General features: G+C 38.1%; 21 protein-coding genes, 1 tRNA gene and 1 pseudogene. 10 read left to right on the forward strand and 13 right to left on the reverse strand.

The window, feature by feature from the left end:
- Positions 1-577 precede the first annotated feature (577 nt).
- Both MCS_RS06215 and MCS_RS06220 read right to left on the reverse strand, forming a co-directional pair.
- Entirely contained in the window at positions 578-982 is a 405-nt protein-coding gene (locus MCS_RS06215; protein ID WP_004856515.1) for a hypothetical protein, read from the reverse strand.
- A 430-nt stretch (positions 983-1,412) separates the two neighbouring features.
- A pseudogene (locus tag MCS_RS06220) lies at positions 1,413-1,940 on the reverse strand (type II toxin-antitoxin system PemK/MazF family toxin).
- Between the two features lie 370 nt (positions 1,941-2,310).
- Between MCS_RS06220 and MCS_RS06225 the strand changes: the two are divergent.
- Positions 2,311-2,694, forward strand: a complete 384-nt coding sequence (locus tag MCS_RS06225) for a hypothetical protein (protein WP_004856521.1) — start codon at positions 2,311-2,313, stop codon at positions 2,692-2,694.
- A 53-nt stretch (positions 2,695-2,747) separates the two neighbouring features.
- Here the strand turns inward: MCS_RS06225 and MCS_RS06230 are convergent, their stop codons facing one another.
- A complete protein-coding gene (locus MCS_RS06230) occupies positions 2,748-3,320 on the reverse strand; it encodes a disulfide bond formation protein B (protein WP_004856524.1) in 573 nt (190 codons plus the stop codon).
- Positions 3,321-3,332: 12 nt separating this feature from the next.
- Positions 3,333-3,941 (reverse strand): YqaA family protein, encoded by a 609-nt coding sequence (locus MCS_RS06235; protein WP_024864207.1) that lies wholly within the window; start codon positions 3,939-3,941, stop codon positions 3,333-3,335.
- A gap of 191 nt (positions 3,942-4,132) precedes the next feature.
- Between MCS_RS06235 and MCS_RS06240 the strand changes: the two genes are divergently transcribed.
- Positions 4,133-4,217, forward strand: a tRNA-Leu gene (locus tag MCS_RS06240).
- 850 nt (positions 4,218-5,067) lie between these two features.
- Here MCS_RS06240 and MCS_RS06245 read toward each other — a convergent pair.
- From MCS_RS06245 to MCS_RS06260, 4 genes are all read right to left on the reverse strand, one after another.
- On the reverse strand, positions 5,068-5,946 hold the full coding sequence (locus MCS_RS06245; RefSeq protein WP_004856527.1) for an outer membrane protein: 879 nt from the start codon (positions 5,944-5,946) through the stop codon (positions 5,068-5,070).
- A 263-nt stretch (positions 5,947-6,209) separates the two neighbouring features.
- Positions 6,210-6,440 carry a hypothetical protein gene (locus MCS_RS06250; RefSeq protein WP_004856529.1) on the reverse strand — a complete coding sequence of 77 codons (231 nt, stop codon included), beginning with the start codon at positions 6,438-6,440 and terminating at the stop codon, positions 6,210-6,212.
- Between the two features lie 131 nt (positions 6,441-6,571).
- A complete protein-coding gene (locus MCS_RS06255; protein ID WP_004856531.1) occupies positions 6,572-6,799 on the reverse strand; it encodes a hypothetical protein in 228 nt (75 codons plus the stop codon).
- On the reverse strand, positions 6,796-7,458 hold the full coding sequence (locus tag MCS_RS06260; RefSeq protein ID WP_004856534.1) for a lysozyme: 663 nt from the start codon (positions 7,456-7,458) through the stop codon (positions 6,796-6,798). Before MCS_RS06260 ends, MCS_RS06255 begins: the two co-directional genes overlap by 4 nt.
- A 518-nt stretch (positions 7,459-7,976) precedes the next feature.
- On the opposite strand from MCS_RS06260, the gene MCS_RS06265 reads away from it, so the two are divergent.
- Complete coding sequence (locus MCS_RS06265) at positions 7,977-8,279, forward strand: addiction module antidote protein (protein ID WP_004856535.1); 303 nt, start codon at positions 7,977-7,979, stop codon at positions 8,277-8,279.
- Positions 8,280-9,449: 1,170 nt separating this feature from the next.
- Here the strand turns inward: MCS_RS06265 and MCS_RS06270 are convergent.
- The gene (locus MCS_RS06270) at positions 9,450-9,998 is read right to left on the reverse strand and encodes a hypothetical protein (protein ID WP_004856538.1); all 549 of its coding nucleotides are present in this window, start codon (positions 9,996-9,998) and stop codon (positions 9,450-9,452) included.
- Positions 9,999-11,190: 1,192 nt separating this feature from the next.
- Between MCS_RS06270 and MCS_RS06275 the strand changes: the two genes are divergently transcribed.
- The 4 genes from MCS_RS06275 (at position 11,191) to MCS_RS08845 (ending at position 13,157) form a co-directional block, all read left to right on the forward strand.
- A complete protein-coding gene (locus MCS_RS06275) occupies positions 11,191-11,700 on the forward strand; it encodes a hypothetical protein (protein ID WP_004856539.1) in 510 nt (169 codons plus the stop codon).
- Positions 11,701-12,069: 369 nt separating this feature from the next.
- Complete coding sequence (locus MCS_RS08375) at positions 12,070-12,294, forward strand: hypothetical protein (RefSeq protein ID WP_154645804.1); 225 nt, start codon at positions 12,070-12,072, stop codon at positions 12,292-12,294.
- 13 nt (positions 12,295-12,307) lie between these two features.
- The gene (locus tag MCS_RS06285) at positions 12,308-12,883 is read left to right on the forward strand and encodes a hypothetical protein (protein ID WP_004856544.1); all 576 of its coding nucleotides are present in this window, start codon (positions 12,308-12,310) and stop codon (positions 12,881-12,883) included.
- A 139-nt stretch (positions 12,884-13,022) separates the two neighbouring features.
- On the forward strand, positions 13,023-13,157 hold the full coding sequence (locus tag MCS_RS08845) for a hypothetical protein (protein ID WP_280641963.1): 135 nt from the start codon (positions 13,023-13,025) through the stop codon (positions 13,155-13,157).
- A 1,905-nt stretch (positions 13,158-15,062) separates the two neighbouring features.
- Here MCS_RS08845 and MCS_RS06295 read toward each other — a convergent pair.
- Complete coding sequence (locus MCS_RS06295) at positions 15,063-15,386, reverse strand: hypothetical protein (protein WP_004856548.1); 324 nt, start codon at positions 15,384-15,386, stop codon at positions 15,063-15,065.
- A 1,100-nt stretch (positions 15,387-16,486) separates the two neighbouring features.
- Between MCS_RS06295 and MCS_RS08475 the strand changes: the two genes are divergently transcribed.
- Positions 16,487-16,669: a hypothetical protein gene (locus MCS_RS08475; RefSeq protein WP_004856550.1), complete on the forward strand. Its 183-nt coding sequence runs from the start codon at positions 16,487-16,489 to the stop codon at positions 16,667-16,669.
- Between the two features lie 332 nt (positions 16,670-17,001).
- Here the strand turns inward: MCS_RS08475 and MCS_RS06305 are convergent, their stop codons facing one another.
- From MCS_RS06305 to MCS_RS06315, 3 genes are all read right to left on the reverse strand, one after another.
- Entirely contained in the window at positions 17,002-17,595 is a 594-nt protein-coding gene (locus MCS_RS06305) for a hypothetical protein (protein ID WP_004856553.1), read from the reverse strand.
- A 169-nt stretch (positions 17,596-17,764) separates the two neighbouring features.
- Positions 17,765-19,714: a bifunctional DNA primase/helicase gene (locus MCS_RS06310; RefSeq protein WP_004856555.1), complete on the reverse strand. Its 1,950-nt coding sequence runs from the start codon at positions 19,712-19,714 to the stop codon at positions 17,765-17,767.
- Between the two features lies 1 nt (position 19,715).
- Positions 19,716-20,771: a YdaU family protein gene (locus MCS_RS06315; RefSeq protein WP_004856556.1), complete on the reverse strand. Its 1,056-nt coding sequence runs from the start codon at positions 20,769-20,771 to the stop codon at positions 19,716-19,718.
- Positions 20,772-21,180: 409 nt separating this feature from the next.
- On the opposite strand from MCS_RS06315, the gene MCS_RS06320 reads away from it, so the two are divergent.
- On the forward strand, positions 21,181-21,498 hold the full coding sequence (locus tag MCS_RS06320; protein ID WP_024864211.1) for a transcriptional regulator: 318 nt from the start codon (positions 21,181-21,183) through the stop codon (positions 21,496-21,498).
- A 314-nt stretch (positions 21,499-21,812) separates the two neighbouring features.
- On the forward strand, positions 21,813-22,202 hold the full coding sequence (locus tag MCS_RS06325; protein WP_004856560.1) for a hypothetical protein: 390 nt from the start codon (positions 21,813-21,815) through the stop codon (positions 22,200-22,202).
- Positions 22,203-22,690 lie beyond the last annotated feature (488 nt).

Here is a 22,690-nt window from a genome sequence, read left to right on the forward strand (position 1 = left end):
TCGGGGAATTGTTCTCTTTGTAATGATTTTTTTGCAGAAAATGGTTTTTTGTAGAAGGAGGCAATTCTTTGTTCTTTAGCAAACCTATTTGCGAAGAGAGGATACAAACATGGAAATTCTCTCTGCTATGTTGGGGCCTGTAACAGGTGGGGTAGTGTATGAAACTGAGGCAATAAATCTATTATGTTTATTTGCGAAGGAAGTGAAACTGGTTTGTTAAGGAAGTGAAACTGGGCTTGTGTTTACTTTTCGTCTGTTACCAGAACTATGTTAATCTCTGGACAGCTTTTTCTACCAGTGGAATGATATAACAGAAGCTTCCAGATTGGAAAGCATACCTTACCGTAGCAATAGATGGGAATAATGGTGTGGTGATACAGTAGGTTATAAGATAGGCTTTTTCTTGTCGGATAAGTGTATCAGTAAGCGTATTAGCAGGGCTCTTCTGAAAGCACCACAAAAGGGATCAGACTTTAAAATGTGGTGCTTTCTCAAGAAGAGAAATATGGACAGTATGAGGATAATACCTGTCTAAAGTTGTTTTTATGAACAGTTCTTTAATCGAATGATTGGAGTTTCATCTCTTATAAGTACGTACATAATAATGTTGTATTTCATCCGCATCATAATACACAGCAGACATTATACCGTCATTTAGTGGTGTTATTGTATAAGTCAAAGTTATAAAATTTACACCTGTGTTTTGCTGGTTCTTTGGTTGATCTGTAGAGGTCACTTTATATCCATTCTGTTGCAACAGCGTGATGAATAAAGGAGTAAAATTGTTTTCTGTATTAATTTTTTTGATAATAAGTGCCGTTTTAGCTGGTGGTAAGGCTTTTTTGAGATATTGAACAAAATCTTTAGCGATTAATCGGGCCTCATTCTTCGTAACACTTTTATCAACATAATTTGATGGACCATTTATAGATGCGCAACCAGCCACCAACATAAAAGGTAACGGCAATAAATATTTTAGCATCTTAATTCCCCCTATTAATTATTATTTGAGAAGCTCCTAAGTCTTTTTTAAAACGACTATCATCTCTAATAGCACTTAAAGCTTATGCTTAACATACAAAATATATGTGTTAAAAGTACACGAAACATATGAAAGGTATAGAGTGTACATATACTAAACTTATTTTTATGATGTATTGTAGTGATATAATACTTTTAAAATGGACTTATCAGTAAGGAAGTATTGCCATTGGAGGACCTGTCACCATCTGCACTGTGCGATTATGTTTATAATAGTGCTGAATGTTCCAAATGACGACCTTAAAGATAACGACCTTAAATGACGAAAGGAGTGGGGAACCACTCCTCCGTTCCTATCTCCCCTTACGGGGAAGCGGCCACCATTACTGATGCCGTAGATGGGTTTTATATACGCTTATTTTTCTAAAAAGTCAGTGGTATAAACGGGGTAAATGCTTCAACATGAGAGCTACAACCTTATGAAAATCTTCCTCAGGTAATCTTGGGACAGTATGTGCGCAACTTAAACGACTGACGAAACTGTTGTGACATGAGTTGCAGATAATCCACGCCTTTTTATTTTCTATGGGAGATTGCCGCGGATAGGCAGCAGGATTATTCGGCTGTGACTTTGTTGAAAAAGGTAAAACCGCAACATTTCCATACAATTTTGCATTTTTAGAGAGGACTAAAACAGGTCGTTTTTTCCAAAATTCAGGCAATATTGAATCATGAGGAAAATCGCACCAAAAAACCTGTCTAATACGTGGTGCTGATTTAATTCGTGGTTTTATATGGGATGGTTTTTGTAAGGAGTATTGAGATCCCCTATTTGTGTATGTTCTCGCCATGCATCATAATCATGCTCCATGACGTCGTTGGGGTTCTTTAAGTTGGCATATATCTAAAGAAGAAGGCGAGAGTGAAAGAGAAGGTGGTGTGTTTTTATCTTCAGACATAGCAGACTGTTCATATTTATCAGTCCGCTCACTTGTTCCAAGAATTTTTATCAGAATGTCGCAAATAAGTACAGAAAATTGAAACAGTAAAATGTGCATAGCTCTTTTGCTTTATTTTTTCAGCGCAGAAAAAATGTCTGGTGTGAAAGAGGGGGAAGATGACCGTGAAGGTAAGGGGAGTGCGCTACCCCCTGAAAAATAGGGTGTAAGAAGCGTATGGGTATTTTGCTTTAGAAAATGAAGATGTGGGCTTTTTCAGGAAAGGACAGATGGTGTTCAGAAAACGAACATAATTGCGCAGAAAATGGGCACAATGTTGCGGTAATAGAGGTTGAGAGGCAGCGGGGGTTGAAACAATGGAGGTAAAACAATGAAGGTTCAGGCATCTGGTGGGGGTGAGGCAATGGAGGTTGAGGCAACGGGGGTTGAGGCAATGGAGGTTGAGACAACAGGGGGTAAGGCAAGGGGGGGTAAGGTAAGGGGCGGTAAGGTAAGGGGCGGTAAGGCAATGGAGGTTGAGACAACGGGGGTTGAGGCAATGGAGGTTGAGACAACGGGGGTTGAGGCAATGGAGGTTGAGGCAATGGAGGTTGAGACAACGGGGGTTGAGGCAATGGAGGTTGAGACAACGGGGGGTGAGGCAAGAGGGATTGAGGCAATGGAGGTTGAGGCAACAGGGGGTAAGGCAACGGGAGGTAAGGCAAGGGAAAGAAATAAAAAATGCGATAAAAGCGTGTCTTGTGTTGTGTTGTAAGCACTGATGGGGTGTAAAGTGCTGGTTGAGGCAGTTTTGTTTTGATGTTGTGGTTATGGTTTTTTACAGCCTGAAAGAAGCCCTTTTGAACTCATATAAAGACTGATGAGCATGTAGAACAAGCTGGCAACGGCATTCCAACCGGCAAATGAAAGAAAAAGAAAACGTTTTGGTGCATCAGAACAAGAAGGTGGATGGATGCTGTTCAATTGATTGAAAAGTTGGGAGGCATCTGTTGTAAATCTTGTTGCTCCCGTACCGCAACTGGTAGGTGCTGGCCAAACGCCATATTCAACACCCGTATGGTATATCGCTAAGATAAAGCTAATTGTCATCAATATAAAAACGCAGAAGAATAAAAGCTCTACCCAAAAAAACGCGCGAAAAAACCATGCTCCAAAACCCGCTAAAAGCAAAAATGGTATGGCACCATAATAGGGAAAGCGTTCAATCAAGCATAAGTCACAAGGAAGATACCCACCAATATATTCAAAACCAAGTGCGATACCTAGTGTTACAAGGAGGCAAAAAGCGAGAAAAAAAGCCCATAAACTTTGTTCTTTTTTGCTTGGTTGATGGTGAAGATGCTTATTCAAAATAGGCAAAGAAGATAAAAAGCATTTCATAGAGTATGTTCCTTAAAATGAAAGGTGCTTGTTCACAAGAGCTATGAAAATGCCATAGACAAGCAAAAGACTAACACAGCCGAGGAGGATAATCCATTTGAAATTACGGAAAAGAAAATTCATTGCTTTATCTCCAAAACGCTGAATTAGCCATGCAAGAAGGTAAAAACGTGCCCCACGTGCAAAAGTACAGCTGAGAACAAAAATACCAAGATGCACACCCATGACACCGGATAAAATCGTGACAATCTTGATGGGGGGAAGGTGAAAGAACCCTGAGGTTATTAGTAAAACGACCAGAAATTGCAATGTTGCATCATTGCGTAGTGCTTGAAAACTTTCAACTGTACCGTAAAATTCTAAAATCGGTTTGGCAATAGTATCGTAAGCAAAATGCCCAATGAACCAACCCAGAATACCCCCCAAAACAGAACATAGGGTTGCAAGAAAAGCATAGTAATAAGCTTGACGGGGGCGGATAAGCGCCATCGGAATGTATAAAATGTCTATCGGAATTGGAAAAACAGAACTTTCAATAAAAGCAATAAAGCCAAGCCAATGTGGGGCTGTGCGCCGATTGGCTAAAGAAATCATCCAAAGCTTTAATTTGTTCAGTATCATGAGGACTTTCATAAAACTAAGAGGTAAAGACTTTACAAAGAGTATCCCATAAACAAAAATATATCTTATAAATCTGCTGATGGTAAAAAATAGTATGAATTCTTAAAAAACAAGCAGTCTGCTGTTGACGAATCTACCTTTCTTCATATAGTGCAAAGAGATAGTAAATAGCTCTGTTCTTACAACAGTGTGCGGGTGTGGTGGAACTGGTAGACGCGCCAGACTCAAAATCTGGTTCCGAGAGGAGTGTCGGTTCGAGTCCGACCACCCGCACCACTTTGTAAACATTATTCTTTAATATTAGATGTCCTTTAATATTAGATGTTCTGTAGTATTAAATGTGCTCCTTAGCGTTAGAAGTGTGTCTCGAGTGCTGTAAACTATAATATGCTCCTTGAGGACGGGAGAACAGCGCGTTCGTCTTTGTGCAAAATAATCGTCTTAGTATGAAAAAGCAATATTGCCTTGATTTCAGTGTCTTGCTTCAATACGAGGGCTTATAATCAGGGATTTCCCTTTGCATATAATAGGAAAATTGTTGCTCTCCTTTAGGAAAGGCTTTGAAGATTAGGCTTTGAGCGCGTGTTTGGGGAGGGGGAATCCTGTTATTACAGACATGATTTCATTGTGATTACGTATAATATATCGCTTCAAAGGTGAGGATATCGCTTCAAAAGTGAGGGATCTTTCATCGAGAAATCGTGAATTTTTGCGCAGAGTTGCGCAAAGGTTATGTATAAAGTGAACTTGAAGACAAGCTTTAGGGTAGGATTTTTCCGGTAGTGGGCTTTTGTAAGTGTGGTTTGTGGGTATGGAGAGCAAAAGCATCTCTCTTCTTTGAAATTTCTGAAACTATTTTTGTTCATTTGGGGGGAGATTGTAGGCAATTGCGACGAAAATCTCTATGTGAAGGGATTTTCTGAAACAATGATATATTCTTTTGCATCAGTATATCCCATTCGTATCAGGAATTTTGACAAAATTTTAAATGCTATAGATTCAATCAATCGTACGAATGTGATTTGTTTATCTCTTTTCTATCCCGAAAGAAGATGTTTATCGTATAATGAATAAAAAAATACCCCCTCCTTTGGAGGGGGCTTTAATGCTTTAATTTTATAATTAATTAGAATTTATATGCTACACCAACACGGAAATTATTGGTTCTGGAGCTAATTTCAAGGTCATCCTCTGCAAATTTCTTTTTACCAAAATCTGCATAGCGATACTCTGCACGCAGAGTAATATTATCTGTCACTGCAAAATCAACACCACCGCCGAATGTATAACCAACCATTTTTTCTGTCTCATTCACGAGCTCACCTTCAGCAATTATCGATTCATCGTTTTGGTCTTTTGCTGAAAGTGACATAATGTATTGTATTTGTGCATAGGATATACCACCAGCGATATATGGCATAATACGATCACAAGAAAAACCTATGCGTACACGCGTAGCTCCAGCCCATTTTTCTTCCAAAGTGACACTGCTTGTGACAAGATCACCAATGTTAGGTGCTGTTTGATTCAAAGCTTTAGGTTGCTCAATGGGAATTTCAGCTGCGTTAAAGACTGCTTTAAGAGAGTGTACGCGAGCGTAACTTGTAATCGGTTCCGCATCACCCGTTTGTGTAGCTCTCCTTTCAGACCGAACTATATCCGTCTCAACACCGAGAACAAATTTATCTGCAAGATCAATATTATAACCTGCATAAAGGCCGAATACCGGCCCTGAAGGTTTTGGTGATAAATCTTTATCGACCCACTTCCATTTTCTCTTATTTGTTTCTTCAGAGTAAGTCAGAGTGTTTTCACTTGAAAAAACACCAGCCTGTCCTCCGATATAAAAGCCTTTCCAAGAAAAAGATGGTGCAATAATAATAGGCGCAGCAACAGGCGCAATTCTCATTTTTTGTTCTTGGAAAGCCACAGTATCCGCTGCTTGTACTGCAGACGTTGTCATTAAAGTGAAGACTGAGATTTTAATTAAACGTTTTGTATTCATTTACATCCCCAAATTATTTCAAATACGTAATGTATTATACACAATAAAATCAAAAAAGATATAGCTTTAGGAAAATAAATGCTATATTGGTGTTTAATCATAGGCATCAAGATTTATAACATATTGTTTTATATCAGTTTTTTATAATATAGTTGGGGTGTTCTGCACAAATTTCTTGTATCTCATAGGACTTATTTCTTACCTTAAAGAATGGATTTGCGATACATAACGAAAACATTCATTAATACATAATGAATCAATTCTTATTTTGAGAATAACTGTTTTAAATGTGCAATGACATTGTCTATTGCATCCATGAGGCGGGAAAAATCAAGAATTAACAAAAAGATGAGAAATGCTATCCATTTCATAAAGCGGGACATTAATTTCATACTTTGATAGGTCAGGATAATTTCTTGAAGCATTACTTTTTCTGCTTCTGTAAGCTTTATTTCTGTATTCTCTGAGCGTTTTTCAGTTGTTTTTTTGATCATGTTGCCATCCACACAAGTGTTCACCCTGCTTATTATGCTTTAAAATGTCTCTTGCTAAATCTGTACTTATGGCGTTTAGATCTTGTCTATTTAAATAAATGGGCAACCAGCCAATACAGGAAGAAGAGTGCTCATTTGTCGCGCAACCAGTGAGAAAGCTCAGTACGCACATCAGTATCATTTTTTCCGTTAACTTCATTTTCTATCTCAAGCCGTGTTGTTGCTACCTTTAAAGTGTTTTCTGTTTGCTTTTTTTGTTCTGACGCTTTTCCAAAAGTGAAAGCTTTTGCTAAAGCCATAAAAAAAGCAGCAAAAGCTGCAACGATTACTATGAGATTTTTTTTCATCCACCATATCATAAGCGATGTTCCTGAAAGCGTTTTACTACAAAGACCATGCCAATACATGCCGCTACAACCATAATTCCCGCTAATGCCCATTGGATTGGTCCGTTGCCCGCTAAAAAACCACCAAGACCGGAACAAGAACTTATGACTGTTGTGAATGCTTCTGCTTTGAAAATCCCTGTTGCGTCCTTCGTTTCAACTTTTTGTGTGTTGGAAGAAACATAAGAGCCTTTTGCCCATAGCCCTGCTTCGGCTGCTCTACGGTTTGCAAGCCCTTGAAGAGGTTTACCCCCTGCTTTATTCCATTTCTGTAATTCAGAAGGAACTGCTTCATAATTACCCGTGTTCAATTTCTTTAACAGGTTTGAATTGCAAAAGGCTTTTGTTCCGATATTATAACAAAACGAAACTAATGCTGCGAATTGTTCATTCGTTAACGAAACCGTTACGGCTTGCTCAACGGCATTCTCAAATTGTTGCAAGTCTTGACGAAGAAGCTCTTCCGCTTCCTTTTCTGTGATATTCATCTCTTTGTGAACAAAAGGTTTTCCTGCTTCACTGGTATGGCCATAACCAATTGTCCATATTGCGGCAGAATCCTGATAGGCCTTCAAACGCAAACCTTCCCATTGTTTTATCAACGCTAGACCTTCTGGTGATATTGTTCTCATCTGCTCCTCCATAAAAAAAGCCCTGCGTAAAAGCAGGGCTGAATGAGATTTAAAAATTAACCTGTCTTGTTTTCTCAGAAACAGAACAAAAAAATGCTTGTATAAAGGTGTGTAAATGTTATGAAAAAAACTTACTAGAATATACTTAGATTTTTATAAAAATCCAAAAAATATATTTGATATTCTCATTTATGTATTTTATAAACAATATACAATTTATAATTGTCTTTTATAAGTTAAATATACCAATAGTATATAAACAACAAATGTTATAAAATGCTTATGCTTTTCAAAAAAATAACATTGTTTTGGTTTACAGGAGGAAAAAGGCTTCTTAGTAATACAAATTTTTCTGTTTAATTGCAGAATAAAAAATAACTTATAAAGTAAGAATGTCGTATTGATTTTGTAATCATAAGGGTGAGAAATTCTTTTACTTCTTAATGGCGGTGTTAAATCTAATCTATTGAGCAAGAAAGGATATCAAAAAAACTCTGCAGATAGTGAAGGAAATAAAAATGGAAATCGCCAAATTGAATGCTCGCAAATATTGTGAAATATCTGATAAAGAAGTACAAATCCTCTTACAAGATGCTCTCAAAACGAAAAATAGTCACTCTCTTGCCAATGCTCTTGGGATTATTGCAAAAAGCAAAGGAATGACAAAAGTTGCCAAAAATACGGGATTATCAAGAGAAGCTCTCTATCGTTCTTTGAGTAACAAAGGTGATCCACGCCTTTCTACCTTCTTTAGTGTTTTAAATGCTCTCGGTTTGCAGATCAATTTAATACCTGTTCAAAAAAATCCTTATAATGAATAGGGGCTTTTAAAAGATGTTCGTTTGGTTTTATTGCGCACAGCATTGTGTTTCTTCTCTCTTTTTCCGCTAGAGTGTTCTTTTCATATCTTTTATTTTTTCACGTATGCATTGTGCTCCCTCGCCTTTGTCGTGAGATATGGTGAGTGGGGCGTTTGCGTCAATGCTCTTCTCTTTAGTTTAGGGATGTTTTGGAGATGTCCTTTACCAAGAAAGAATAAATAAAAAAACAAAAAAGAGGTTCAAGCTTGGTTTCTCTTTGCATAAAGAGATCACCAGAAATATTATAAAAAGGGCAATGTATTCCCTAATAAGTTAATGTATTCCTTAATACCTTATTGCGATAAGTGGTCAGATGGGAAGTAGAGATGAGCGTACTTCCTCGTTTTATGTTTTTCCCCTTTGTTTCTTTCCTTGTGTTAATATGCGTAATGCGTAGCTCTTTTTCTCATCACTAAATTTAGCCGGCATCAGTAAATTTGTAAGATATTATGAAGCAACCAGTGATTATGGTGCAATAGGTGCAGCGATGATGTCATGAAATTGACGGTGTCGAATTCAAGTGTGTATACGCAAATCCTGTAAGAAAAAACGTTAATTGGCAATGCAATGATACCACCATACCCCAAAATGTTACTATACAGTTGTGTATGTTCTCTTCTTTGAAGGATAGGATTTTTAAGTCCTTTGAAGAATACCCTAAGGTTTCTGTTGTTATACAATTTTAATTTGTTACAGATTAAAATTAAATCTGTAATTGATTAACCGATTTTGTTTTTACTTTAATTTTTTACGGGAATTTACAGCATCTTAGAAGAAAGTGAAGTATAGACGCACCAATAGTTCCACCGCACGTGTTATTAAATACTATTTTTCCTATTTTGTCAATAAAAATGTTTCTCTTATGTTTTTTGACATAAGTTTTGTTTCTTTCAAAAGAGTAAATGTAAAAAGAGTAAATGTAAAAGTCCTTACGATCAGTAATACTGATATAAAACTTTACGCATCATCACAAATTGGAGAGTTTTTATAATTTTTTGTCGTTTTTTTGCATTATACCCGATACGTGTGCATTTACAGGGTAAAAATCAATCCTGTGCGACATTTTTACTTTGTGGCAATTTTACCTGATGAACTTGATGAAAATGCCATTTTAATACGCAAAATGCCATTCTAATACGCAAAATGTTTGTAGAGCACATTGAGGATAAGGCGCAACGAATCCACAAGATGGGGAAGTGGTTGATCCTCTACAACAAGATATTGTAATGCTGCATGAAAGTTGTGTTGTGGATGCAAATATTGTGCTTCTTTTATTGCTTCTCTCATAATATTGTAGTGATCAGTTGCTTTTTGAATCCATTGTTCTTGTGCCTTTTTATCTTTAGATGAAAGAGTAAAGCCATCATAGTAGCCATTCGGCAAACCTTTTGCACATAAGTAGTCATTTCTGATTTGGAGATAGTGTTGTGCTGTGTCATATTGGTCTTTGCTGATGCCCAATGCTTCTTGCTTATATCCAAGTAAACAAAGCCGTCCGATATAGGAACTGGAAAGCGGGTTTTTGGCTTCTTCCATCGTTAAACCAAAGTGTTTGGCACGCATTTCAATCGTGGGCTGATGAGGAGGTGTATATGATCTTTTGGCACGTGAGATGTGGCCATTGGGTTCTCTGCGTTTTTCCACTCTTGTTGGTCTACCGCGTTTTTTATGTATTTTCATGAGACTACCGTTTTGAATTCAAGAGGATCTTTCATTTTTAACAGATACAGCTTCGTAAGCAGGAGCTGAGACAATGGCATCATTGAAGACCGTAATGAATGAAGAAGAAGATGCTGTAGAATTTTCTGCTTGCATGAAGCAAGGACAGCTTATCTAAAATAACGACAACGCAGCTTTGGGTGAAAAAACAAGCTTTGTTGTTGGTTATTTATCCCCCATTTTGTCCTTTACAGTTTATAATATGCTTTCTTTATACAGCTTTGCGTTTTTGCTGTCGGTTTGAAGAGCAATTTCAGATATGGATGAAAAAGCATAATGGCAATGCGTTATGGTTTTCTCTTTTTTGAGGTTGTTTTCTTTATCCTTTTTAGAGGAAAATGGTCATTTCTTGAACAATGATTTTTTGCAAGAAATAAATTTTATTCCTGAACTATATTACCATAACATGCTGCACTGTTTCAAACAAAATATCAGAAAAATACCGAAAAAAATATCGGAAATGCAATAAGAATACACGGGGAATAAAAAAATATTTCATTCTCAATGTCTCTTTTATAGAGGAAATTTTAATCTTTTATCTTTTTCGTTTCTGTTTTCTCAAAAAAATTGACGGCTTTGATTATGATGCTCTTTTTATGTTGTCAGTGTTCCGTTGATAAGATGCCGTTTTTCTTATGGGGTGCTATTACCGATAAACGCATATCGCATGTTTGTGGTAAGCGCGTCTCTTTGCTTTTATTGGGAAAAAGCATTTTTCTACTCTCGATATATACGTTCTTAGAGATTATTTAAAATAAGTTGAAAATTTTCCTTCATCCTGTTATTAAATTCTTAATGCATAAAGATAGCAGATGTGTTTGTGTGCCAGATGTGTGTATGTGAAGCAAGGTGTATGTGTGCGAAGGAGGCGGTGGCGTGATCAAAGTCAGAGTACTGTTTTCTTCCCGTTTTTTGGCCCGTTTTTGATTCATAAAACAGCATACGGTTTTGCATCATTGTGTGCGCTTTTTCTTTGTGTACGCTTTTTCTTATTGTAGGAGGGGTCTTATTATAGGGAGAGGTTCTTTAAGGGCTTTAAGCAGACTCTTCATTTTTTGAGGGCAGTTCTGTAATTTTTAAAGCGTGGAGGGATGTTAATTGACAGTGAAAAAATCACACCATGAATCTGCTCAAGCAAAGGAGTGCAAGTTCTGTGTCTCGTTCTGCATTTGATAAAAAATCTCAATCCTCTTCAATTAAAGAGTTAATTTCTTTTAAAGAGTCAATGGAAAAGTCAATGGCTTTTTCAATGAAAGACTCTATCATCATCTTTTTGATTTCTCTCCTGATGGTGGGGGGAGTCGTTGCTACTGTTTATCTAAAACCAATGGAGTGGTTTACCATCGTCCCTGTGGAAGACTTGCAAGCAATGGTTCAGGAAAGCCTTAAAAGTGGAACAGTCCTTGAGATGTATAAAAAACTGATCCTAGAAAGTTGGAAAGGTGGGTACATTAACGAGTGGTGGAATGCCGTGCAGTGGCGTGATGTTTATGCTTTTCTTCTTATGATACCAAATGCACTTTGGGGGTGTCTTTTCATACTCTTTCCTGCTTTTTTGGTGCTTTACATTCTCATAACGTGTGATTTGAAACAAATGATAGCACAATTGGAAAAATCTCTTGAACAGCAAGATAAACCAGACATTTCACATGATATGTCATAGGGGGATAAAGTGAGTAGTTTTATAAATTGTCTTCTAATACTGTCTATCATATTAGTTTCAATATTCATTAGTCTCGTCTTTTTCACGCTTTTGATTTGTACTACCATGCTTGTTTTTGCGCTTTTTTATTCCTTTATAAAGCGTGTATGTTTGTGGTTCAGAATAACCCGGAAACTCAAAAAAGCTGCAAAGTCTGCAATGCACCAATTGCACAGTGGTGAGAAGAAGCTGAAAAAGCAGAATTTAGCTTGTGACACAAGTATGAGTCCTTCTGCTTTTAAAGATTCTCTGGTTTTACGCGCGAAAGATTATAAAATCATATTCTGTCTCTCGTTCATTATGGTATTGTTGCTTATAGGTTTCATAGCTGTGAACGCAACAATTCAAGGGAATCTTGATTTTGTTGCGGAAAAATGGCGTCTTGTGACTGTAATCTTTTTCTTTGTGACAACGGGGTGTTGGGGTATTATGATGGCCCTTTTCCCTGTTTTCTTAATCCTTCATGGACTTTTCAGCTGTCTCTTGAAAAGAGTGATGAAAAAACTGAAAATATTGGATGTACAGCAAGGTACACCGATCATTCCACAAATATGAGAGGAGAGAAAAAGTGATTATTCTTAAACCAATAGGAATTCTTGCTGTTACAGGATTCATTCTGTTTTATATTTTATTTTTTGTGATAACCATCGCGCTTCCTTATTTTTCGATCAAGCGTGTGAGATTGTTTTTTAGAATGATACGGGAATTGCCCAAAAGCATAACACAGCCCGAGAGCACAAAACAGTCATTGAAGCATTGTGAGGCAAAAGAGCAGGGCGTAACAGGAAGTACAACATCCTCTCTTCTTTCCTTGAGGGAATCTTTCTTTATTCAGCCAAAAGAGTATAAAAAAATATTTTTTATTTTTCTCATTATCACAGTTTTTATGGGTGCTTATCATATCATTAACATGTTCAATTTAGGAAATGGCGGAAATTTCTTTATTGCCATGGTGCTGCAATTCATAGTGATGTGTCTTTTGGTCTCTGCTCCTCTCATTGGGGTAGCGGCCATTATAGTGACGGGTAAGGTGAAGAAAAAATTTCAGCAATTGGAAGAAGCAATTGAACAACGCGATAAAGCGCTCTATAGCCTTAAAGCAAATGCGCGTCTAAAGCATGATGGGGGAAAAAGTGACAAGTAGTTTTATTGTATTTATAAGTTTGTCTTTCTTGAGTACTGTGTTGGCAACCCTTTTGTTTATTCTACCAAGTGTGCTCATTTATTACTATTTTATTAGACGTGCATGCTTGTATTGTAGAGTAACGAAAGAGCTGAAACGGGTGATGAAAGAACGCGATGCGGCGCTTGAACAGAGTACTAAACTTGAACAGAGTACTAAACTTGAACAGAGTACTAAACTTGAACAGAGTACTAAAAAAATGAAGAAAAGCGCAAAAACAGAATTTCGTGCTTGATAAAGGATTATCACTTTTTCTCTCCTCTCATATTTGTGAAATGATCGGTGTACCTTGCTGCACATCCAATGTTTTCAGTTTTTTCAAGAGACAGCTGAAAAGTCCATGAAGGATTAAAAAAACAGGGAAAAGGGCCATCATAATGCCCTAACACCCCGTTGTCACAAAGAAAAAGATTACAGTTACAAGACGCCATTTTTCCGCAACAAAATCAAGATTCCCTTGAATTGTTGCGTTCACAGCCATGAAACCTATAAGCAACAATACCATAATGAACGAGAGACAGAATATGATTTTGCATTTTCCTTTTTTGAGTTCTTTGGTAACATTAAGACTGCGTGTAGAGGGAGAGTGAGCAGGCTTTCCCTTTTTGCTTTTATGCTTGGTAAGGAAAGGTTGCGGAAAAGGAAGGATTGGTGGTGGTTGTGCACGCTTTTTCTATCAGTGGGTAGGAAAGAGGTGACAACAACCATAACGCTGCATGTGAAATAACAACCTATGTGCAATGAAGTGTATCACCATAACATATGTGCTACTCTGTATAATGTCTTTCTCCTTCTATGTGTCATACCTTTTCTTTCACAAGTCGGTGCTATCATACTCTTCTTCCAATTCCCAATGTGTTGCGACAGCCCTTGCCAATGAATACGGTGCATCAGAAACATCTTTATTTTTTTCTTTGCGTGTTTTTGTTCACAATCAGCTTTGTTTGTGACGTGCAAAGGAATGATTTTTATTGATTCAATATATACAGCTTTGAAATAAGAGAAACTTACAATATTCTTGGTCTCTCATTTAGCAGGAAAAACGATTATCATTATAAATCAAAGTTTATATTCCAATATAACGCATAGAAAAGAGAATACCTTACCAAAGCACAATGGTGATGCACTTGGGGGTGATGCACTTGGGAGATCATTTAATCCTCTCAGACAGAAGCAATTTTTATGGATGCTTGTTTATGGATGCTTGGGGGGGGCGTTACTAAGAATGCTCCAAGTGGCTATCATTCAAGTGGATATGGGTTTTGCTTTATGCTTCTTCTTTTGCTGTTCTATCATATGAACGGGGAAGTGAAACCTCATTCAGTAAGGTGGAGGGCGTGCGTCCTGAAAAATACGCAACGCGTATTTTTAGCAAGAAGATAGAGGAAATAACAATGAAAGGAACACAAGCCTTCATTGTGGTCTTCACGTGAAGTGATGAGCTCTTTATGTGTTGAAATTGATAGAGGAAAGAATTGTTTTGGTATTGCTTACATAAAGAATGGTGAATGCATATTTTCGATATCAAACTTTCAAGAAGGATGTGTAATTTTAAGGACTGTATAGGTTTTCTTTCTTTATTGTCAGAAATTTTATAAGAATAAGAAAATTAAGCAAATGCTTTTACAAGATAATAAGCGCAAAAATATTCATGCAAAAAGTGGTGAGAACACTGAATGTTTTGCCTCTGGTTTGCTCATTTTAAAATGATAAGGGCATTATCGCTGTTTGTGAAAAAAGTGCTTTGTCTTATATGTCGTAAAATATCCTGTCACCTGTGTCTGATTTAAGTTTTGTATCCCTCTTTCGTGTATTCAATAAGCTTTCACGAAAGTTCAGAGCAGGAATTTGTCCAGTGTGCTTGAAATAAATCACATGAAAGTTCGTGACAAAAGCAGTCAGTAATCAAAGTCTACTAGAAAATCCAATCTCATGATTGAGTTTGGTAGGAGGCTTCGTCCTTTAAAGATAAAAAAGAAAGCGCGTTATATCTTCAAAGATAAAGCAAAAATAAAAATAGTACTCGTATTGCTAAACGTACAATAAAACAAAGGTCTTAAAAACAAAGATCTCAGCTTTGCTGAGATCTTTGTCCTGTATTGCATAGATTAGATAAGCTCTTTCCCCTTTTTATTAAGAACTAACCTTTGCTAAAAAGCCAATTGATGCAATACATAAAAAAAGAGATTGTAAATTCAATTATAGAATTAAATAAGTTTTTGCTTTTTTCGTATAAATCCTCTCTATCTCTTTGCTGTGAGTTACTACTAACTTTGTGTATTAATGTAATTTCCGTATCTTCTATATTACTTTTTCTTTCAAAAAATTCTAAACTATTTGCGTATTCAGTATAAGGTGCAACAATAGGATATATTTGTTTAGCAACTATATGATCAGATGTTTGAATTGCAAGCGTTAATCCACTTGTAATTGCACCTGCTATGAAAAAATATCTGATACTCATAGTTTCCCTCCTCTATTTATTAACATAAATAGATAACAAAATGTACATTACATTGATTCACTTTAAAATGCTATAGTAAAAATGCAACAGTCATAAAAAAGAATAAAAAATGACAATAATTTGACATATAATGATCTTTATTGCCTTATTTTAATCTTTAAAAACATATTTTTTGGATGCTTAAAAGAGGGCGTAAAAGGTTCATAAACACAATTATACCAAAATATATGTGGGAAAGTTTCTGATTTATGCTCTGGTAAAAAGGCTTATGAGAACGCAATCATTCATAAAATATGCTGGCATGAAAATGTGCTGGGACACCTCATCGGTATTGCAGGGGCATTTCAGAAGCAAATCGGGGTGATCGTATTTCTATGAAGATGAATTGTTCTATGAGGGAAGATGTCTCTTAAGGAGTGAGATGTTTCCTATGGAAAAGTTTTTATAGCTAAGAAAGCTTATGTTTCTTGCATTAAATGTGTATGAGCTATCACTTTTGTTATAGGTATTCTTCTTGGTTGTTTATTCTTTGCTCTCCTTCAATATTTGATAATGATGCGCGCATAGTAATGAGGATATCAAATTGGTGAAACAGCAGAAAGAACTGAAAAATTTACAGTCATGAAAGAAGAGCGTTGTCTGATAATTTCTTATTTTGTCTCGTTGATACACGTTTTATACCTTATGTCGTTGTAGGGTATTTGGTTGCGCATAATTAACACAATAAAATAATATGCATAAGACAAATTATTTAATATGTGTTTTTATTTCCTGTTCTATGTCTATCATAATTTCTTAAAATTATATTTATTTATCCATATTGGATTATTATTAGGGCCTTTCTGTCTTAGAGGTATAGAAGAAGAGAGAGATTTCGCTCTAATCCTTTTATTACCTATTAAAACGGGGGTACTGAGAAAAGAAAGTCAGCCTGAAATTTTTATATGTAAATAATAATGGCAAGAGTGATGCCGTGTACGCATGGGATGAGGATTTCAAAAGAAGAGTGACCATTTTACAATGAAGCTGAATTTTTTGAGGCTGGGGAGGTTGAGGCTGGGGAGGTTGAGGCTGGGGAGGTTGAGGTTGGGGAGGTTGGTGTGAGGGAGGCTGAGGTTGGGGAGGTTGAGGCTGGGGAGGTTGAGGTTGGAGAGGCTGGTGTGAGGGAGGCTGAGGTTGGGGAGGTTGAGGCTGGGGAGGTTGAGGTTGGGGAGGCTGAGGTTGGGGAGGCTGAGGTTGGAGAGGTTGGTGTGAGGGAGGTTGAGGTGTGGGGTGAGAGGTGAGAGGATGGAGCATAAACAAAATTGCATCAGGCCAATATAAGGCAATATGAAGCCAATATCTTAGAGCTGAATATTGATGCTCCAAAATGCGCGCGCGATATTTTGCACTCTGCTTCGTTTTCGTTTTAAAGGTGCAGTTCTGTATTTTCTCTAGATGAAACGCTGCTTCGTGTTTTATTCTCTCTCTGGAGTTGGGGAATTCCTAGAGTTGTGTAATTGAGTTGTGTAATTGAGTTGTGTAATTGAGTTGTGTAATTGAGTTGTGTAATTTCTTGGGGGGGGGGGCGGAGAGGGAGGGCTTAATTTATCACTTTTTCTTCGAACTGGGGAAATCATTGAGAGTGTTTTGGGCTTGCATATCCCCAGTGCAATGCGAGCAAGTCTAAACAATCGCGGAAATGATCAGCAAGGGAGTTCTGTTTCCGTTTTGAAGGGCTTAGGTCTTTGATTGCTTGACCGTGGCCAACAATTTGTTCAACAAGGGAGTAGCCAAGAATTCCAAGAAAAACTTTGACCGTTTGTAAATGATTTGTTGCATCTATTTTACGTTCTATAGCATGCATATGACTATGCGCATAATTTTGGTCGCAATCAATCTTTTGATGCCTGTAATTAGGGCTCATATTGAGGTCTCCATGACTTTGAATCCAATAAATATAAAAACGTTCCGCTGCTTTATATTGTGCTTTGTTGATATGTCCTTTCGCATATAAAAGTGCAACGGGACGGCTGTTGGCATTGGCAATGGCAACGATGGTGCGCGGGTTTTTAGAGTTTTCTGGAGAGGTTGGCTGAAAATAAGGATTGCTCATTTCAATGGGAACTTCTTGTGTTTTTAAGTGACCAATGTGCTGTTCCTCTTTATTGCGGTGGAAGGGATCACAAGTTTGTGTGTTGGGTTTTTGTTCTGCGTTTTTCTGGTTCATGATATTTCCTTAAAAGTAATTGTTTGGTTATGGGATTGAGAAAATTGCATGGGGATCATGCATCTCTCGTAGGAGGGGCCTATGTTGATGGGAAAAAGCTTTCCCGCATATTTCTTGTTTTGAGCAGGGATGATGCTGTTGAGAGGAGGGCGCGTTTTACGTATGCTTTTTATGGTCTTGTGGTTGCACCTTCAAGATAATGTCGTGGAGTTTGGGAGGGTTCAGAAGAACAGCGATAACGGTAGGTTTGTGAATCAAACCAAAGACCAATTTTGCCTTCAAAATCACCAGAGCGCTGTTTTGCGATATTCATAATGACGCTTGGTCGTTTTGCTAATTGTGCTTTTTCTTCTGCATGCGATGCAGCAAAAATTTTGTCTTCTAGGGATTTGTTGCGCCAGATTGTAATGATATTAAATGCATTTGCTCCAATTTCTGAAGCGCCTTTGATATCTTCAGTTCCAGGGATGTCTTTATCTAAACCACCTTTGCGTGCATGCGCAACAAGATGAATGTGTACGGCATTTAAAACGGCCCAATCAACCATTTTATAAACTGCTTGTTCTTGTCCTGCATAGTCATCCGAAGTAATGCCTAACCGCATGAGACTGTCGATAATAAATTGATCGCAGCCATAACGTGCACGGCAATAGTCAAAGACATCGAGTAAGGTGTCGACACTCGATTTGCCAACATGCTCGTAGAGAATAAGCCCGTTATCTAAAAAATATAAAACGCGCTCAATCATGTCTTTTGTTGGTTGTTCTATCCCTCCCGTTTGTTTCGTTAAACGACGCAGAGATTGCTCTCCTTTCATTTCTAACGATGCTAAGCAAAGACGGCTTTTTTGCGCAATCCAGTGGGGAATACAATCCGATAAAAGTTGGCTCTTCCCCGCTCCACTCGCTCCGCTCCAAAGCGTTAATTCTGCTGGACGAAAATAAAGTTTGCCATTCAGTTTAGGATAAGGAACCGTGTAGCCAAGATGCTTTTCCGGTGTTGGCCAAAAGAGCCCTATTACTTGATCTTTGTATTCTGAGGCACGCCGTAATCCTTTGGGGGCAAAACTTTTTGCTGACGAAAAGGCTGCGGCTATGCTCGCTGCATCAACACCAGCCGTTAAACACTCATTAGCATCCTTGCGCGGTAGGTGTACACGATAGCAGCGGTGGCGACCAAGCCTATTGGCAATCTCATGTGCTGCTTCTTCACCGGGTTTATCCATATCGGTGGCTAAAAAAATTGTCTCAAAAATTTCTAAATGGTCAAATTCATTTTCAATCCAATTGTGTTTGCCTCCCGTGCCTCCCCCAAATGGTAGCGAAACTGCGGGGTATCCGTAAGCAGCTAGGGAAAGTGCATCAATTTCTCCTTCGGTGATGACAATTGTACGCTTTGTGGAAAAAAATCCTTGATCCTGAGGAGAAGGCACGTGGTCTGTGGGTGTGTGTGTGTTGTCTGTGATGGCATGTGCGTTGTTGGTGGAGGCATGTGCGTTGTTGGTGGAGGCATGTGCGTTGTTGGTGGAGGCGTGGTCCATTGGATAAAAAGCTTGCCAGCCAAACAAAATCGGTTCGCATTGCGAGGTTGTTGGTTTTGTTTTTGCACCTGCTTGCGCAAGACGTTCTTTCACCAAAGCAAGGGTCCCATCAGGTTTATAAAATGGAAAAATGATCGTATTTCCATCTTCCCCTATCCGATAGCGTTTTAAAATCTCAAGAGGAATACAGCGCTCTTTAGTGAGGTAAGTTTTTACCAAATTTTCTGGTGTGTTTTTTGTAGGAAGTGCTGGACGGCGATAGAAACGATGAGGTGCCATAAAGGGTTTTGGACGTGTAAGATTGAGAGTCGCACGTGCTTCTTCTAATGCTTGAGAGAGGCTTATCCCCTTTACCGCACACCAGAGATCTAAAAGGTCACCCCCGCGCCCTTCTGCAAAATCATACCAAAGACCAGATTTATCGCCGCTTAAGCATACCGATAAACTTTGTCCAGCTTCACCTTGGGTGCTGCCCACAATCCAATTATTGCCTCGCTTGTGCCCTTTGGGGAGAAGCATTTCTGCGATTGTACTTGCTTGGGATGAAAGCTGTTGTTTTATTTCAAAAATCGTATTCATGTTAAATCGTGTCGTAGTTGATGAGGCTTTTGTAAAGAGCATCATGCGCGTTCTTGTCGTTGTGATTTGCTGCAAGAGGAGAGCGAGCAGATAAAAGAGCAAGTTTTTCCTGATGTTCTTTGAGCCGCTCAATTTCACGGCGAAACCAGTTGCGCCATGTGGCTTGCCAATCTACTTTCAGTGCTTCTTTGCCGCTTTTGGCATGCCAATAATCGCGAAACTTCTTTTCTTGCCAACGGGCTTGCTCTTCACTCAAACCTTCTGAAATTGCCGCGCTTATGTTTGCTGTCCAGTCAGCAGGAAGACGGTGCCCTTTGGGGATTTTCGTGCGATTTGCATCTTGTCTGCTAGAGCTTGGAGAATTTATTGTTTTCTCGTTGGTGTGTGGCATGTTTCCTGCTGGTGAGGGAGGGCTTGATAGGCTTTTTGCAGGGGCGAGGGCGTTTGTGTGTGGGATGTTCCCTATCATATCTTGTTTCGTGACAATGCGAGGAGAACAAACAGATACACATGGTTTTGCCCGCTCTTCCCACGTTTCTTCAGCCTTTGTCTCAATCAAAGAAAATTTCTTTTCTGAAACACCGTTAGGTGTTTCCTTTTCTCCTATTCTCTGAGCTTCTGAGTTACGTTCATCATCTCTTGTATTCTTGTTGAGCAGTTGTTCATAATGATCATTGATTTTCTTGCGTTTTTGCGCTGAAGAGCGACCCGCAAAGGATTTTTGTTCAAGCAATTTTGAGCGTTCAGAAAAGGTTTTTTCACAACGCTTGTTCCATAAACCATTCTCTAAATTTAAAATTTTTCCTTCTTCTATAAGCATTTTTAAAACATTTAGAAAAGTTCGCTTGTCACAACCACAAAGACGCGCTAAACGTTGTACTGATAACTCTAAAGGGCGTCCGCGCGCGTACATTTCATTGAGAAGAATCGTATAGATGCCAACTTCATGTGCCCGCATACCACGAACACCACCTAAAAAATCATTTTGATACCAACAAACATAAGGAAGGGTAGATGATTCATAGTTTGGGGTTTCTTGTTGATTGGTGTCTTTCATACTTCAATCTGCTTTCTTCTTTTTTTATATGTCTTTGTTCACAATAAAATTAGAAACAGTGTTTCTATGGAGGCGCTGGGTTTTTGTTTAAGCACATTTTTTAGATAATGCGCTCTTTAGAGGGCATTGTGGTATCTAAGAGGTTTGTGCATGTTCATATGTTGCAACATTACAGTTGGAGATTGCATAAATGGCAAAGGTAAAATAATACAATATTTCAGAGGCATGGGCTGTCGGGAGCGCCTTTTTGCATCCTTTGAGGTGATGAAGTGTTTTTGACCCGAAAATGCGCTTTTTCTCCCAAAAAAGTAAAATTTATTTTCTTAATTCTATCCTTTTTAGAGGATATTGCAAGCTCGTTTTACAAAAGAACGTGTTTTTTTTTAAAGACGCGCTATATGGTGAAGCTATGAATATTGATGGTTGGCGTCAAAGATTAAATAACGCACTTGAAAAGAGTGGACGGTCAAAAAGATCTGTCTCCCTTGCGGCAGGTAAAGGTGCAGGGTACCTTCATTCTATTCTCTCTGAAGGAAAAGAACCAACAATTGAATCTCTAGCACGTATTTGTCATGAAATTAATATCAGTATGAACTCTATCCTTTATGGAGAGGATGCAAGTTCTGAAGATAAAGAATTTCTCGCGCTTATTTCAAACCTTTCTCCTGAAGAACGACAGGCGATTTTGACTCTCTTGAAGCGGACAACCGACGAAGCAGCAGGATAATATTTTTCCGCGTTTTTGAGTCAAGAGTGCCCCAATATTTTATTAATTCTAAATCACTCATTTTAGCTCTCCTGTCTGTTTGTGGTTGCTTTGAGTAGAACAAATAGAGAACATTGCAAGGATGTGAGATGAACAAAATAGAGTGAGTTTTCGTTCACACATACCTTTTTGAATGTCGTAAAGATTAAAAATATATCTTTTATTAAGGATAAAATAAGTTTGACATCTCCCCCATAGAGGATATAAGACTAACGCTATATTTGACCTTGTCAAGTAAAAGCTGTGCTTTATCAACTACCAAAAGGGGGAAAATCATGAAAAACATTCCATTTGTTAAAGCGGATGAAGTCATCGTCATTCTTTGCGAAGATGAAAGATGTGATGCGTATGAAGGGCCAATTGAACAAATTGAAGAAGTTCTCGAATTTATTGAAGAACGTGATACAGTGGAGAAAATCTTACGCCTCGATCTCATAACACTTCATGCGGATGATGTGAGTGAGCAGCTTGCTGATATCTACGTTGCAAATTATGAAATCGACGAAAACAATACGCGACTTCAACCATTCATCCTCAATAGTGATGCCTATCATGTCTGTTTAGATGAAAAAGCCGCACGCGCTTATGCAGATAAGCTCTATGGCTCTTACGAAAAACAACATCGTTTGCGTCCGTGTGATGTGTTGAAGGATTATTGGTGGTGAAAAGAGATCCTAAGGTATCTCCGAAATTATTTATAATAAAATGCTTCTCTATAGAATCGGGAAATGCAGAATCGCGAAATGCCAAAAATACAATCAAATTTAAATCATAAAAATATAACGCAGTGATATTTTTGTCGCAAAAAGCTTCTGAGTATGTCGCAAAAAATTTAACTGAAAAATACCTCCAAAATGGATTTTCATCGTTCAAGAAGCATGATTGAGAAACTGTATCATTGAACATTATATCCATAAGACACTGTAAAAAAAGAAAAAATTCCATTTTGGGGCATTTTGTTCATTGCTGAAAGGAAAAAGATTGTGGTGTGGTTAAGAATGAAGTCTAGAAGGCGTCTTGGGCCCCCCAGGCCGGGAGGGGGTGAGAAGAGAGGTTTGGGAGTTCAAGCAAAGGGGTGTGTGAGAGGAGGGGTGTGAGGTTTGGGAGCCCAAGGCCGGGAGGTGAGAGGAGGGGTGTGAGGTTTGGGAGCCCA

Source organism: Bartonella doshiae NCTC 12862 = ATCC 700133, from assembly GCF_000278155.1.
Taxonomy (GTDB): Bacteria; Pseudomonadota; Alphaproteobacteria; order Rhizobiales; family Rhizobiaceae; genus Bartonella; species Bartonella doshiae.